The 13,948-nt window shown below is 62.4% G+C and carries 10 protein-coding genes; 4 read left to right on the top strand and 6 right to left on the bottom strand.

Features of this window, described 5'->3' with window-relative positions:
- Window positions 1–1,641: 1,641 nt before the first annotated feature.
- Window positions 1,642–2,676 (bottom strand): LacI family DNA-binding transcriptional regulator, encoded by a 1,035-nt coding sequence (locus QM588_RS10020; RefSeq protein ID WP_283312942.1) that lies wholly within the window; start codon window positions 2,674–2,676, stop codon window positions 1,642–1,644.
- Between the two features lie 241 nt (window positions 2,677–2,917).
- Here QM588_RS10020 and QM588_RS10015 point away from each other — a divergent pair, with 241 nt between their 5' ends.
- A complete protein-coding gene (locus QM588_RS10015) occupies window positions 2,918–3,859 on the top strand; it encodes a dihydrodipicolinate synthase family protein (protein ID WP_283312941.1) in 942 nt (313 codons plus the stop codon).
- 347 nt (window positions 3,860–4,206) lie between these two features.
- On the top strand, window positions 4,207–5,385 hold the full coding sequence (locus tag QM588_RS10010; protein ID WP_283313511.1) for an Nramp family divalent metal transporter: 1,179 nt from the start codon (window positions 4,207–4,209) through the stop codon (window positions 5,383–5,385).
- Window positions 5,386–5,387: 2 nt separating this feature from the next.
- Here the strand turns inward: QM588_RS10010 and QM588_RS10005 are convergent, their stop codons facing one another.
- The 4 genes from QM588_RS10005 to QM588_RS09990 all read right to left on the bottom strand — a co-directional run bounded on the left by QM588_RS10005 (window position 5,388) and on the right by QM588_RS09990 (window position 7,887).
- A complete protein-coding gene (locus tag QM588_RS10005) occupies window positions 5,388–5,609 on the bottom strand; it encodes a hypothetical protein (RefSeq protein WP_283312939.1) in 222 nt (73 codons plus the stop codon).
- A 29-nt stretch (window positions 5,610–5,638) separates the two neighbouring features.
- Entirely contained in the window at window positions 5,639–5,911 is a 273-nt protein-coding gene (locus QM588_RS10000; RefSeq protein WP_283312938.1) for a hypothetical protein, read from the bottom strand.
- Between the two features lie 240 nt (window positions 5,912–6,151).
- Complete coding sequence (locus QM588_RS09995; RefSeq protein ID WP_283312936.1) at window positions 6,152–6,805, bottom strand: MBL fold metallo-hydrolase; 654 nt, start codon at window positions 6,803–6,805, stop codon at window positions 6,152–6,154.
- Window positions 6,802–7,887: an S-(hydroxymethyl)mycothiol dehydrogenase gene (locus QM588_RS09990; protein ID WP_283312935.1), complete on the bottom strand. Its 1,086-nt coding sequence runs from the start codon at window positions 7,885–7,887 to the stop codon at window positions 6,802–6,804. Before QM588_RS09990 ends, QM588_RS09995 begins: the two co-directional genes overlap by 4 nt.
- A gap of 444 nt (window positions 7,888–8,331) precedes the next feature.
- Between QM588_RS09990 and QM588_RS09985 the strand changes: the two genes are divergently transcribed.
- Entirely contained in the window at window positions 8,332–9,636 is a 1,305-nt protein-coding gene (locus QM588_RS09985) for a helix-turn-helix transcriptional regulator (protein WP_283312934.1), read from the top strand.
- A 284-nt stretch (window positions 9,637–9,920) separates the two neighbouring features.
- Here QM588_RS09985 and QM588_RS09980 read toward each other — a convergent pair whose 3' ends face one another.
- Window positions 9,921–10,556, bottom strand: coding sequence for a TetR/AcrR family transcriptional regulator (locus tag QM588_RS09980; RefSeq protein ID WP_283312932.1), 636 nt, complete (start codon window positions 10,554–10,556; stop codon window positions 9,921–9,923).
- 144 nt (window positions 10,557–10,700) lie between these two features.
- Here QM588_RS09980 and QM588_RS09975 point away from each other — a divergent pair, with 144 nt between their 5' ends.
- Window positions 10,701–13,925, top strand: coding sequence for a cytochrome P450 (locus QM588_RS09975; RefSeq protein ID WP_283312930.1), 3,225 nt, complete (start codon window positions 10,701–10,703; stop codon window positions 13,923–13,925).
- Window positions 13,926–13,948: the final 23 nt, after the last annotated feature.

Genomic DNA, 13,948 nt, shown 5'->3' with positions numbered 1-13,948 from the left:
ACGTGAGCCAGCGGAGCAACACGACCAGTCTTGATATGCAAGGTTCGGCAATGGTTCAAAGCGCTGGTGAACAACCCCCAGGTTTCCGACTTTGCCCGGACCCCTACGGACTCCAGAGCTACTTGACAGCGAAACAGCTGAATCAAGTGGCTCCGTCCACGCAGGTCCAATTGATCAACACATGCGGATCGCCGGACACCAGTGGATACACCTGGACACCGCCTCAGCGCCCAGTTCGACCGTGTAAGAAACGAGTAGTGACACTCCCGCGGCACGCGCACAAAAAAGGCGGCTCCGGATTTCTCCGGAACCGCCTCTGACCTGCAACTATCTGTCGGGCTGACAGGAATTGAACCTGCGACCCCTTGACCCCCAGCTAGATCGGCCATACTTCGATGGTCCCACCCGGACGCACCGCACAGACCTTGACCAGGCGTTTCTGTCCGAACCGGTTCACGCTGGTCCACCCCCAGTTGCACCGAGTAGTGACACGCTCGCGGCACGCTCGAACGCCGACTGATCCTTGCAAATCCACCTACGTGCTCTAATCACCACGAACGTCCATCGCCGCGACAAAGCGACTGAACAAATCGCCCCGCGACGGCCTGACACCCAGACAGCAGGGACACCCTCGCGGAAGAGTAACCCTCTTACAAGGAGGTATTTGGCTTGAAGCCCGGACAAAAAACCTGGCGGACCCGTCTGACTCGTAAAGTAACGGATTTTCAGTCCCTGAAAGCGGTTTCACCTGAACGTATCTGGACGCGGCATTCGTTTATTAGCAACGCTTTTCGTGCATCAGGGTCCAGGTCGGTCCATCACCGATCGTACCGACTTGTGACACTCTCGTGACACCAAACTGCCGCCGATTCTCCGACACCGGATTGTCCTGATCGGCGTCGGACAGCCACGGTGTCAGGGGACGGATAGTGTCCTGGCGATCGACGCTCTGTGCGGACTCGTGACAACGAGACTTATTAGTCGCGAACCCATATCGCCCTTGATTTAGTCGAAAGGTGAAACGGCGAACCCCACCGCATTGGTCCAACGGCTTGCTGGACAAATGCCCTTCCGGGCGAGGCGTTAGCCATCCGGCGATGATGCTGACCGAAGCGAACAGTTGCCGAGTTGCCAACGACAGACACGATCCCGCCGACGACATCGCACGGAAAACGGCAGTTACCGTACCGTAATATCAACTTTGGGGCTCGGATCGCGCACGGGCATCTCGACGCAGTAGCAGTCTTGGCCCTTGACGGGCGCGGGATGTGGCCCGCCCGCATAGAGCGACCGTGTGCGCCGCACGCTGTAGTTCAGCCATGCGAGACTGCATTCGGGAGCTGTTCGGCGAGCCACCTTGGATCCGTGACACGTCTGGCTTGTTTTGCTTTCTGAACAAACAAGTTAAGCGGGTGTCATGGGATTCAACGGTGCCCATCCTCGCAAACCAGTCCCTCCCCCACTCGCGGAGAAGGGTTGCCCGGATGCTTCACCTGCTCCGTTGCCCACCGTCATAACGAGCTAGCCGCAGTCCTAGTGCAAAAGCCTGGGTGGCGGGGTTCAGCCGTGAGGCAGGCGTGGCTCGACTAGTTACGATCGGGCGTACGAGGTAGCCGCACCAATAGCGTTGTGCGCCAGGGTTCAGCGGGCGGCGGCGATCGACGATTGTCGTGGAATCAATGTAGGCAGCGCCATTCGGAGTGGGTTCGGCCCATCAGCACCGCTGAGCAGCAAGTCCATTGCAGTGCCTGCAATCTGATCGAACGCAGTGCGAACCGAGGTCAGCGGGACCGGAAGCAATTGCGAGAGCGGAATATCGTTGTAGCCGACCAACGAAATGTCCTTCCCGACAGACAGGTTGTGACGGTGCGCCGCGGACAAGACGCCGAGAGCTAGGTTGTCGTTGGCGGCGAACACGGCAGTGGGACGGTCTGTGGCGTCGAACAATTCGTGTCCTGCATGCGCGCCCGCTTCGATTCCGTAGCCAGTCTCGACCGTCCACGCCGACCTCGGTGACACGCCGGCTTCGTCGAACGCCTTTCGAGCGCCGGCCAGTCGCCCGACAGCACTGGACGTGAACAGTGGTCCGGTCAGAACCGCGATATCGGTATGGCCGAGATCGATGAGGTGACGAACCGCCAGATACCCGCCTGTCTCGTCGTCGCCGATCGAGGACGGGCTCTTGCCGTCGGTTCGGAGAACCAGAACGTGAGGAATGCCGTTCTCGCGGAGGTGGCTGGGGAGCGGATCGTCGGTGCGACTCGTGGCCAGAACGATCCCGTCGACATTGCGTTCGAGAAGTGACTGCGCGGCGTTCCACTCGTCCTTGGGGTCGTCGCCACTGGTCGCGACAATGGCATGATAGTTCTCCTTGCCGGCGGCCCTGTCGATTGCCTCGAACATCAACGCCATCACGGTGTCCGAGAGCCGCGGCACCAAGACGCCGATGGTGGCCGTGGCACCCCGTCGCAAATTAGACGCGAACGTGTTGCGTCGGTAGCCGAGTTGCTCGGCAATCTCACGCACCCGGACCGCCGTCGCGGACCGAGAGGGCGCGACGCGGTCGTCGAGCACACGACTGACGGTGGAAATGCTGACCCCAGCGGCCTTGGCGACGTCGCGCAACGTGATGGCATCCGTGCGCTCCGACTGGAGCCCGCTTCGGGTGGGACGCATGGGGGTTCCTGACTCGTCGGTGGATCTCTTGCTACGGCCGAACTTACAGATCTCCAGCCTAGGGCGCATGCAAACGTTTCAGGAACGTTTGCATGGGCAGGAATGACTCAGTTTTCCGACTTTGCGGGCCCTGCCACCTGGGCATCCGAAAGTGATGGTTGACACATTTGACGGCACGGGTTTAGCGTTATGCAAACGTTCCCGACAACGTTCCCAACCGCCTCTCGAAAAGGACGTCACCATGAATTCACTCGATCTCCGCGGACTCAGCCCGGCACCGATCACGCCCTTCACCCGCGACGGCGAGGTCGACTACGACGCAATCCAGCGACTCGGGTCCTGGCTCGGCAGTGTCGACGGGGTCAAGAGCTTGGTCGTCCTCGGCCATGCCGGCGAGGGCACGTTCCTCACCCAGGCCGAGCAGGCCAAGGTGATCGGTGCGTTCCGCGATTCGGTGGACGGCAAGCTCCCGATCGTCGCCGGCATCACCGGTGAGGGCACGGCCGTATCCGTCGAGGAAGCCAAGCGGGCAGTCGACGCCGGTGCATCCGCCGGCCTGGTCTACCCCTCGCACGGATGGCTGCGATTCGGATACCAGGACGGCGCGCCGCAGGGCCGCTACAAGGCACTCTACGAAGGCTCGGGCCTGCCCTTGATCCTGTTCCAGTACCCCGACGTCACCAAGGCGACGTACAACCTCGACACCCAGCTCGAAATTGCCGCTCAGGAAGGCGTTTTCGCCACCAAGAACGGTGTCCGCAACATGCGCCGTTGGGATCGTGAGATCCCGGTGCTGCGCAAGGAGAACCCCGAACTGCAAATCCTCAGCTGCCACGACGAGTACCTGCTGCACACCATGTTCGACGTCGACGGCCTGTTGGTGGGTTACGGCGGCCTCGCACCCGAGCCGCTCGTCGAGCTCATCGCGGCAGGCAAGGCCAAGGACTACCCGGCAGCGCGCGCCATTCACGACCGTCTGCTGCCCGTCACCGCGAACGTCTATCACCGCGGATCCCACATGGAAGGCACCGTCGCCCTCAAGGAAGGCCTCGTGCACCGCGGCATCCTCGAACATGCCACCGTGCGTTCACCATTGCTTCCGCTCGCTGCCGGTGCCCACGAGGAGATCGCAGCGGCACTGGATTCCGCGAACCTCGGCTCGGTAGTGCCCGCGCTGGTCTGACCCGCGCCCCGGGTCGACCTCCTTGCTCTCGGTGCCCTTCCGTCGTAGCCGCTACGGCCCGGAAGGGCACCGAGTACCACCTCCTTTTCGGCACGCACAACACCACGCGGACGAGTCCGTTCGGTTGGATTGCCGAGCTCTGCATCTGATCCATCCCACGTTTCGCCCCATGTCACACCAGGCCGAGAGCAGACTCAACCCATGTCGCCGGCTGACCGTGCATCCAGAAAGGGCTCGCCATGAGTCAAGACCACGCAACACCGGTGATACCGCCCACAGCCGCGCGAGCCTCGGAAACCCCCACGCCCGGCTCAGGAAAGTGGAAAACCTTCCTGAGCACCATCGCCATGGCCGGGCCGGCATTCATCGCCGGTGCATGGCAATTCGGCCCCGGCAACCTCGCCAGCGCCGTGGAAGCCGGCAGCAAGTACAGCTACAGCCTGATCTGGGTCATCGTGCTCTCGACGGTGTTCATGCTGGTGTTCGCGGACATGAGTGTGCGGCTCGGAATCCGCACCCCGAAATCGATGATCAGCTCCGTCAAAGACGTCCTCGGCCAGAAGGTCGGCGTCGCTGCGGGATTCGGCGTCTTCATCATCACCCTGTGCTTCTCGGTGGGTAACGCCGTCGGCTCCGGCCTCGGGCTCTCGATGGTGTTCGGCGGATCACCACTGATCTGGTCAGCAGTGTGTACTGCGTTCGTCGGTTTGATCCTGTTGTTCCGCAACGTCTATCGCACCGTCGAGCGCGTCCTGTTGGTCATCGTCGGGTTGCTCGGTGCCACGTTCATCATCAGCGCCGTCATCTCCAAGCCCGATTGGTACGAAGCGGTCAGCGGCGTCGTCCCCAGCATCCCCCCGGGAGGAGCGCTGCTCGTCGTGGCCTTGGTGGGCACCAACTTCTCGCTCAACGCCGCCTTCTTCACCTCGTACGGCACCCACGAACGCGGCCGCACCCGCGTGCAGTACAAGCAGACGACCATCGCAGACACCATCCCCGGCATCATCGCTCCCGGAATCATGACGTCCCTGGTGATCATCGTCGCCGCGGCCGTGCTCGGTCGACAGAATGCAGAAGCGCAGACACTCGTCGGCCTCGCCAAGATCTTCGAGCCCATCGCCGGACCCGTCGGATCGACCATCTTTGCCCTCGGCCTGTCCGGCGCCGCCTTCTCCGCCATGGTCGCCAACGCCACCGCCGGCGGCACGATGCTCTCGGACGCGCTCGGCAAGGGCCCGTCGCCCAGCACGCTGACCGCCAAACGCACCAGCGCATGCATCCTCGCCTGGGGATTCGCCATCACGCTGATTTTCACCAAATCGCCTGTGCAGCTGATTATTATCGCCCAAGCGCTCACCGTGTTGATCGCGCCGTTCCTCGGCTTCCTGCTCTACGTCATGAGCAACAACCGCCAACTGATGGGCGATCTGCGCAACACCTGGTGGAAGAACATCATCGGCGGGCTCGGCTTCTTGTCCATCCTCTCGCTCTCCGGACTACTGATCTACGAACTGGCGACGCGCTGATTCTACGAAATCCCGGGCCGCAACTCCGGCCCGGGATTTTCGCTGTATCCATCGGTACCGAAGAAGCCGACAGAAACACAGACCACGATGCCCAGCCTCGTCGTCGTCAGCTGATCGACGTCGACGTTAAGTCGAGACTCGGGTTGCGCCGCTTTTTGGTCCGCGACGTCATCGGTCTCCGACGCACCGAACACCGTCCCCGAGACGGCGGCCACTCCCCTCACAGCGGTATCGATCGGATCATGCTCTCCAACTAGAGTGGTCCGTCATCGAAAGTCATACCGAGCAGGAGCGCGGTGGTGCGCTCGACCTCCTCGGTGGTGAGACTGGCCTCGTCACGTGCCGCCGCTCCCAGACCGTCCGCAGCCCGAGTCACCACAAGAATACGGTCGAGATGGAGTCCATCTTCCTGAAACTCGGTGCGCCACCGTCGGGCATCGGCGTCGAGCAACACCCGAACTTCCGGCATCAATGACAAGACACCCCACTGACTGTCGCCGGTGGTGGTCGCCAACGCATCGAGCACTGGGCGCTGACCGTCCGCACGTACGCGCGCAGCAACTTTCCAGACGCGTTTTCCGACAGGTCGACGTTGCGCATGACATCCCTTTGGAACTGTCGGAGGCGCGGACACTCACCGACAAACTGACCGTGGAGTAAGCCCAAGCGAGCCTGGACAGGCTCCACAGTTTGCGCAGCGGCACCCGATTACGCCCGAAGAAGACCGAAAGGCATCGGTGGCGACGATCGCCACCCACCCACCGGTTCAGCTCCCGCGGATAATCCAGTCCGACAGGTGGGGCGATTCGACGCCGATGGTCGTGGAGTCGCCGTGACCTGTCAAAACGATGGTGTCATCAGGAAGGGCGAAAAGACGGTCGCGAATGGATCCGATGATGGTCGGGAAATCGGAGTACGACCGCCCGGTGGCACCGGGACCCCCGGAGAACAGGGTGTCCCCGGAAACGAGGACACCAACCTCCGGGAGATACAAGCACACCGATCCCGGAGAGTGCCCGGGGGTATGTATGACCTGAATATCGGTGCCGGCAATGGCAATTCGTTGATGATCGTCGAGAGTCCAGTGTGTGGCGTCTGGGTGGGTCTGCTTCCACAGGACGTCGTCGCCGGGATGCAGCAGGATCGGGGCGTGGAGTTCGTGGCCGAGTTCGGGGGCAACGGTGACGTGGTCGTTGTGGCCGTGGGTGCACAGGACGGCGTTGACGTGCCGTCCGCCGACGGCGTCGATGATAGAGGCGGCGGTGTGGGCGGCGTCGATGACGACGACGTCGGTGTCGTCACCGATGAGGTAGATGTTGTTCTCCACCTCCCAGGTGCCGCCGTCGAGAGCGAACACGCCTGAGGTGACGACGCGTTCGATTCGCAGTCCGCCTGCTGTGACGAGTGTTTCGACACTCACAGGACCACGACCGAACGCAGGACCTTGCCCTCGTGCATCGCGGTGAACGCCGCCTCGATCTCGCCCAGACCGATACGTTCGGTGACGAACTTCTCGAGCGGCAACCGGCCCTGCTCGTACAGGTCGACGAGCATCGGGAAATCCCGCTCCGGCAGGCAGTCGCCGTACCAGGACGATTTCAGTGATCCGCCGCGGGAGAAGAAGTCGATGAGCGGCATCTCGAGGGTCATCTCCGGGGTCGGCACCCCCACCAGCACAACCGTTCCGGCCAGGTCGCGGGCGTAGAACGCCTGCTTCCACGTTTCCGGACGGCCGACGGCATCGATGACCACATCCGCCCCGAATCCGCCGGTGAGCTCTTGGATGGCCTCGATCGCGTCGACCTGGGAGGCGTCGACGGTGTGCGTGGCACCGAGGTCGAGAGCCCAGTCGAGTTTGCCCTTGTCGCGGTCGACGGCGATGATCGTCGACGCCCCGGCCAGGCGTGCTCCGGCGATCGCGGCGTCCCCGACTCCGCCGCAGCCGATCACCGCGACCGAGTCGCCGCGCGAGACGTGGCCGGTGTTCATCGCGGCACCGAGCCCGGCCATCACCCCGCAGCCGAGCAACCCCACGACCGCGGGATCGGAATCGGGGTTCACCTTGGTGCATTGGCCTTCGTGGACCAACGTCTTGTCGGCGAACGCACCGATCCCCAGCGCCGGGGACAGTTCGGTGCCGTCGTCGAGAGTCATCTTCGTCGAGGCGTTGTGGGTGTCGAAGCAGTACCAGGGGGTGCCTTTCTTGCAGGCCCGGCATTCCCCGCACACCGCCCGCCAGTTCAGGACGACGAAGTCGCCGACCTCGACATGGGTGACGGCATCCCCGATGGTTTCGACGGTGCCGGCGGCTTCGTGGCCGAGCAGGAACGGGAACTCGTCGTTGATGCCGCCCTCGCGGTAATGCAGATCGGTATGACACACCCCGCACGCGGCGATGGCGACCACGACATCGTTCGGGCCGGGATCGGGAATGGTGATCGTCTCGATCGAGACCGGCTCACCCTTGCTCTTGGCGACGACGGCTTGAACGGTTTGCGGCATGGCGTTCGGATTCTCTTTCAGCTGATGCTTGTTGGATTGTTTTTCGGTCCACTCGGCAGGGAGCCGACACGCCGGTCACGACGTGCCCTCGGCGACTGCGGGGGGCGGTCACCTCACTGACACGTGGACTCGGAGTCCTGACGCCGCTGCCACCGTTCCCGATCACGAAAAGGGCACGGGCGTCGACGATCGACTGCGCCGCTGCATCCCACTCGGCCGCGTCCAGTGCACCCGGTAGGCATGCAGTCTCGGCGATCTCAATTTTCGGGCGGACCCGAAGTCCTGGCAGGCTTCGGCGATGGTCGAAGTCAACGATTTTCCTCTCTCGATGAATCCGAGGTCTAGGGTCCCGCGATCCCGCCAGGAAAGAACCCCACACAACGACTAGTTCTCACTACCCGAACGGCGACCACCGGCAGTGGCTGCGGTAGCTACGCTGCCCACATGTCCCGTTCCGAACAGACGCCCGCCACTACGCCCTGGCCGACCGACTCCATGGCCGCGCTTCGGGACGTACTGTCCGGGCCACTGATCGAGATCGCCGCCCGGTTCTCGGCCTGGGCAACTCCCTATTTCTCGCACTCGGCGATGATCATCTTCACCAGAGAATGCACTGGACGCCCGAGAAAAGTCAGTGGCGACGAATCCATCGTCGGACACGTGAGCATCAGGGAACTCGACGCACTGAAGAACCATGTGCAAAATAGCGAACGCCGAGGATTCGACGAGATCGGCCACCGGCTCGCCGGAGCAGAGCGCCGCCTAGCCGTACTGCTCGACGACGAGACCGACACCTTGCTGGTGCTCGTACCGCGAACGAACGCACCCCAGTTCGACCCGTGCAATGCCGTCGGTGCCGCATTCGGCGTTGTCGCCACCTCCATCCGCCAACAGGTGGTGCAGGCAAGCCCGGCCTATCTTGCCGAATCATTGGCAGCCTCGAGTGAGCGCGCTCGAGCGATAACCGAAATGGTCGACGTGCATGTCGACACCCTCACGTCACTACTGTCGACCTTGCGCTCGAAAGACCTCGACGACCGACGAGCACGCGATACCGCCAGCAACACAGCGTCGGCAGCGTTGATCGAGCTACGCACCATCGAAGAAGCCAATCGCGAACTGGCACAGGAGGCTGTTACCACCGCGTTCGCTCGGCTGCGCGGCGAGCTCACCCCTCTTCTGGGACGATCCGGTGTCGACGTCGAGTACGTCGACCCTCCGGCCGACGGTCGGCCTGTCCCGGGCGAAATCGCGCGCGCAGCACGGGCAGTGGTTCGTACCGTCGCACTCGCCTGTGTCGCGCAATCGGATGCACAACGGTTGCGCATCGCGTGGGACTGCGACGGCGCGAACCTGTTGCTCGAAGTCCGCAACGACGCTCGACAGGTTCTCGATACCGATGCACTCGCCCAACAACTCTCCGGACGCGTCCATACTCTTCGCGGGGAGCTGTCGTTCGAATCCATCTCCGGATGGGGATCTCGAGTCAGCATCACGATTCCGCTCGACCCGCCTCCGGCGCGCCCCGACGAGCAGCTGCTCGCCGGACTCAACCGTCGCGAACGAGACGTCCTCGGATACCTCGCAACAGGTAAGCGCAACAAAGACATCGCTGCGTACCTCAACATCGGCGAGAGCACCGTGAAGTACCACGTTGCGAGCATCCTCAAAAAGCTCGACGTCAGGACCCGCGGCGAAGCAGGCGCTTTGGGCATGGAAGCCGGGATTCGGGCAACAGAACGTGCATGAGCATCCGAGGCACCCGAGCCGTCATCAGCAAGTCCTACTTGGCATTCAGGTAGTTCGCACTCCCCGATTGTCATCTTCAGCCGATATGCGCCGCGGTAAAAACGCGTGGCGGAATCACGATCTCGGACTCGGGTGATACTGCAGCCACCGACGACTATCAGAAATTTCTGGAAACCGTACCGCCACTATTTGTTTCGAAATAATGTTGTGTAGTTCCCGCGAGCTCGCATTTCGAGGGCGGGGCGTGCCCGAGCGGCCGCGTGGCACACCCCCACGCCGGCGGCTCAGCTCGACACCGGCACCGGCACCGGCACCGTATCGACACCTGTCAGAACCATCGTCCGAACGTTGTCGACAATTCTTGCCAAGCACCATAGCTCGACGTCAGGATTCGGCGTTGTCAGATGCTGGGTGATCAAGCCGTCGAGAGCCGCGAAATAAAAGCGCGCGATCTTAGTCGTGTCGGTCTCGGGCACTATTCCGAAGTGAGCTGCGGTGTCCTCGATCAGGGCGGACGTGAGGCGGTCGATCTCCACTCTGTGCTCCGCGGTGATCTCGCGCATCTTCGGCGAACGTAAGGCCACCAATTCGAGCTCACCCAGTAGTTGATGCTTCTGGGGCTGGTCTATCACCGTCTGCCACAACCGCGCCGTCAGCGCCGCGATACTGGATTCGAAATCTGTTCCTGCCGGCACCTCCACCGCGCGGACGTGACCGACGAACTCGTCGGTCAACTCGACGATCACCGCGCGATAGAGCTCCTCCTTGGACCCGAATACGTAATGCAGTGTCGCCTGCGGGACCCCCAGCTCCTTCGCGATCGCACGAGTACTCCCGGCCGCCGGCCCACTGCGCATGAGGAGGTCTATTGCAGCCTGCACGAGCTGCTCGCGCCGTTCATGTGCGGGTACATGTGCCATGAGGCCAGTCTAGTTGGCTCTGAACAGCGACTTTGGCGCACCTCTGAGTAATCTATAAGACTTGTTCGATTGACATAGTCGACTGACCTAATCGGTGTTAGCGTTCGTCTCGACAGCGAAGCAACCTCGGTTAGGAAGCCACTCATGAATCGATTGCACACACCCGACCGGGTGCCCACAATCGCGTCTCGGCCGATCCCGGAACGCACTGCACTCCCCTATGTCGGGCACGCCCTCGGACTCCCACTCGGGAACAAGATCGTCGACCATCTACTGCGAGAGTGCGAACAGCTCGGCCCGATCTTCCGGCTGCGAATCTTCGGCGACGAACAGCTGGTGGTCTCCGGATCCGATCTGGTGTCGGAACTGTCCGACCCCGACATCTACTCGAAGTGTGTGCACTCCGATCTCGTTCGATTGCGCGATATCGGCGGCGACGGTTTGTTCACGGCCTACGGTGACGAACCGAACTGGCGCAAAGCTCACAACATTCTGATGCCGTCCTTCACGAGAGACGCTATGCGGCAGTACCACTCCAAGATGGTCGCCGCTGCTCGAAACCTGATCAATTCTTGGGAACGCAGCGCAGCCACAGACGACGATGTCGACGTCTCACGAGATATGACTCGGTTGACCTTCGACACCATCGGAATGTGCGGCTTCGGTCAAGATTTCGATTCGTTCACCGACAACGAAGTTCATCCATTCGTGGCCTCGATGATCCGCACTCTTACTCACGCACAACATCTGAGTCAGACACCCCCACTGTTGAACCGACTGCGATTGCGGGGAAATCGGCAGTACGCCGAGGACCTGGCCTCGATGCAGACATTGATCACCGAGGTGATCGACCGCCGACGACGCGAAGACCCGACCCGCAACGACGATCTGCTCGGTCGAATGCTGAATACAGCCGATCCCGACACCGGCGAGCTTCTCGACGACGCGAACATTCGCAATCAAGTCGTCACATTCCTGATTGCCGGACACGAGACAACAGGCGCAGCCATGTCGTTCGCTCTGCACTACCTCACCAAACATCCGGCGGTTCTGGTCAGAGCCCAGCGTGAGGTGGACCGACTCTGGGGACGCGACGACCGACCCGATCCCACTTTCGAGGACGTCGGTCGGCTGACGTACGTGCGCCAGATCCTCGACGAAGCACTTCGTCTTTGGCCTACCGCCCCGGGCTTCGCGCTCAGCCCCAACCGCGACACCACCGTCGGTGACGGCTTCGAGATCAAGAAGGGTGACGTACTTCAGGTCTTCATTCCAGCGCTGCATCGCCAACCCGAGTGGGGCGCGAACGTTCACGGCTTCGACCCCGACCGCTTCTCGCCCGAAGCGATCGCAGCCCGGCCAGGGCATGTGTACAAGCCCTTCGGGCATGGCGAACGCGCCTGCATCGGCCGTCAATTCGCTCTACACGAGGCCACTCTGGTGCTGGCGATGCTGATCCACCGTTTCCACCTCGACGACCGAACGAATTATCAACTGTCCCTGAGTATGACCTTGACGATCAAACCGGACGCATTCTTCTTGGCTCCACGCACGCGGACGGCCGACGATCGCCACGCTTCGCCGACGGTACCCACCGCGTCACCCGAAAGAGGTCGAGCCGACTCGGGTACCTCGTCGAACAGCTTTACCAGGGTGTCTGTGTTCCATGGGTCCAACCTCGGCACATCGGCCTCGGTCGCCCGAGAACTGGCAGCAGCGGGAACGACCAAGGGTTTCACGACAGCAGTCGCTCCCCTCGACGCAGCGATCGGTCGAATCGACGACTTCACCACGAGTGAGTTGATGGTGGTGGTCGCATCGTCCTACAACGGTCGCCCGACCGACGACGCGTCCGAATTCTTCCGTTGGGTGCAGTCACTCGAGCGCGGTTCGCTGGACGGGTTGTTCTACGCGGTTCTCGGTATCGGCGACCGAAGCTATGCCGACACGTACCAACACGTACCCACAGTCATAGATCAGGCGCTCGAAGCTGCCGGCGCAACCAGAGTCGCTCCGCGCGGGGCCGCAGACGTGGGCGGCAACTATGCAGGCGCGGTACAGGACTGGAGTGCGGAACTCTGGCACACGACAGGTGAGATCGCCCGCAACGACGCGCAACGCGACGACACGTCCGAGCCCACCCTGACACTCGAGCCCGTCGCCCCCTTGGCCGCCCAGCGAGTCGAACACCATGGATTGTCACCGATGACAGTGGTGGAATCGTACGAGTTGGTCGATATCGATCATCCGCTCGGCCGGTCGAAGCGCTTCGTCCGTTTGCGTCTTCCCGATGGCGCTTCGTATCGAACCGGAGACCACCTTGCCGTCCTTCCGAGCAACCCGAAGGAACTGATCGACCGCGTCGCTGCTCGCTTCGACATCGAGCTCGACACCCCGGTTCGGGTTCGCCTGAGTGGTTGGTGGAACTCGGCCCTTCCTACCGACCGGCCCGTCAGCATTCGAGAGTTGCTGCGTGACTATGTCGAATTGCAGCGCCCCGCCACTGCAGAAGATGTGGCATTGCTGGCCGAGTCGTGCCCGTGCCCACCGGAGCGCCGCCCGCTCGAAGACCTCGCCGCCGCACTCGCCTCCGATACCGAGCACACAGCCACCGGTGGGGGTGCGAGTGTGCTCGACCTACTCGAGCGTCATCGGTCGGTCGAGCTGACGCTGGACCGATTCCTGGCAATGCTCCCGGCCTTGGAACCGCGTCGCTATTCGATATCGTCGTCGGCCACTGCGGACGCGGGCACCGTGGACCTGATGGTGTCCGTGGTCGACGCCCCTCACCGATACTCGGCCGTGGACGAATCACGCAGGTATCGCGGGATTACGTCCAGTTTCATTTCTCGCACGGTAGCCGGCGATAGTGTCGATGCCCGAGTCGTCCCCTGCAACGACCACTTTCGGCTTACTCCTACGCAGCCCGCGATCGTCATTGCGGCAGGAACGGGCCTGGCCCCGTTCCGAGCAATGATCGCCGATCGGCGAGCTGCCGGCACTGCGGCTCCGCTGATCACTTACTTCGGGTGCGATCATCCCGATGTCGACTATCTCCATCGAAGTGAATTGGAAGCAGCGGAACGCGACGGGTTCGTTTCCCTGAGAACGACATTCGCGTTCGATCCAGTCGATGGGCACCGATTCGTCCAAGAACGAATGATCGACGAAGCACACGAGATCTGGGCTCTGGTTCGGGCGGGTGCCCACATCCGGGTCTGCGGGGATGCCGCCCGACTCGGTGTCGGTGTCGAACAAGCGCTGCGCACAATCTTCGATCTCTGCGCCCCCGCCGACATCGGGGTCGATGCCGAGCAATGGCTGGCCCAACTTCGCCGCGAACGCCGCTACGTCTGCGACGTCTGGTGACAACCGCATCGAGCAACACCAAC

The organism is Rhodococcus sp. IEGM 1354, from assembly GCF_030056855.1.
Taxonomy (GTDB): domain Bacteria; phylum Actinomycetota; class Actinomycetes; order Mycobacteriales; family Mycobacteriaceae; genus Rhodococcoides.
This window is presented reverse-complemented; position numbering and strand designations above follow the sequence as displayed.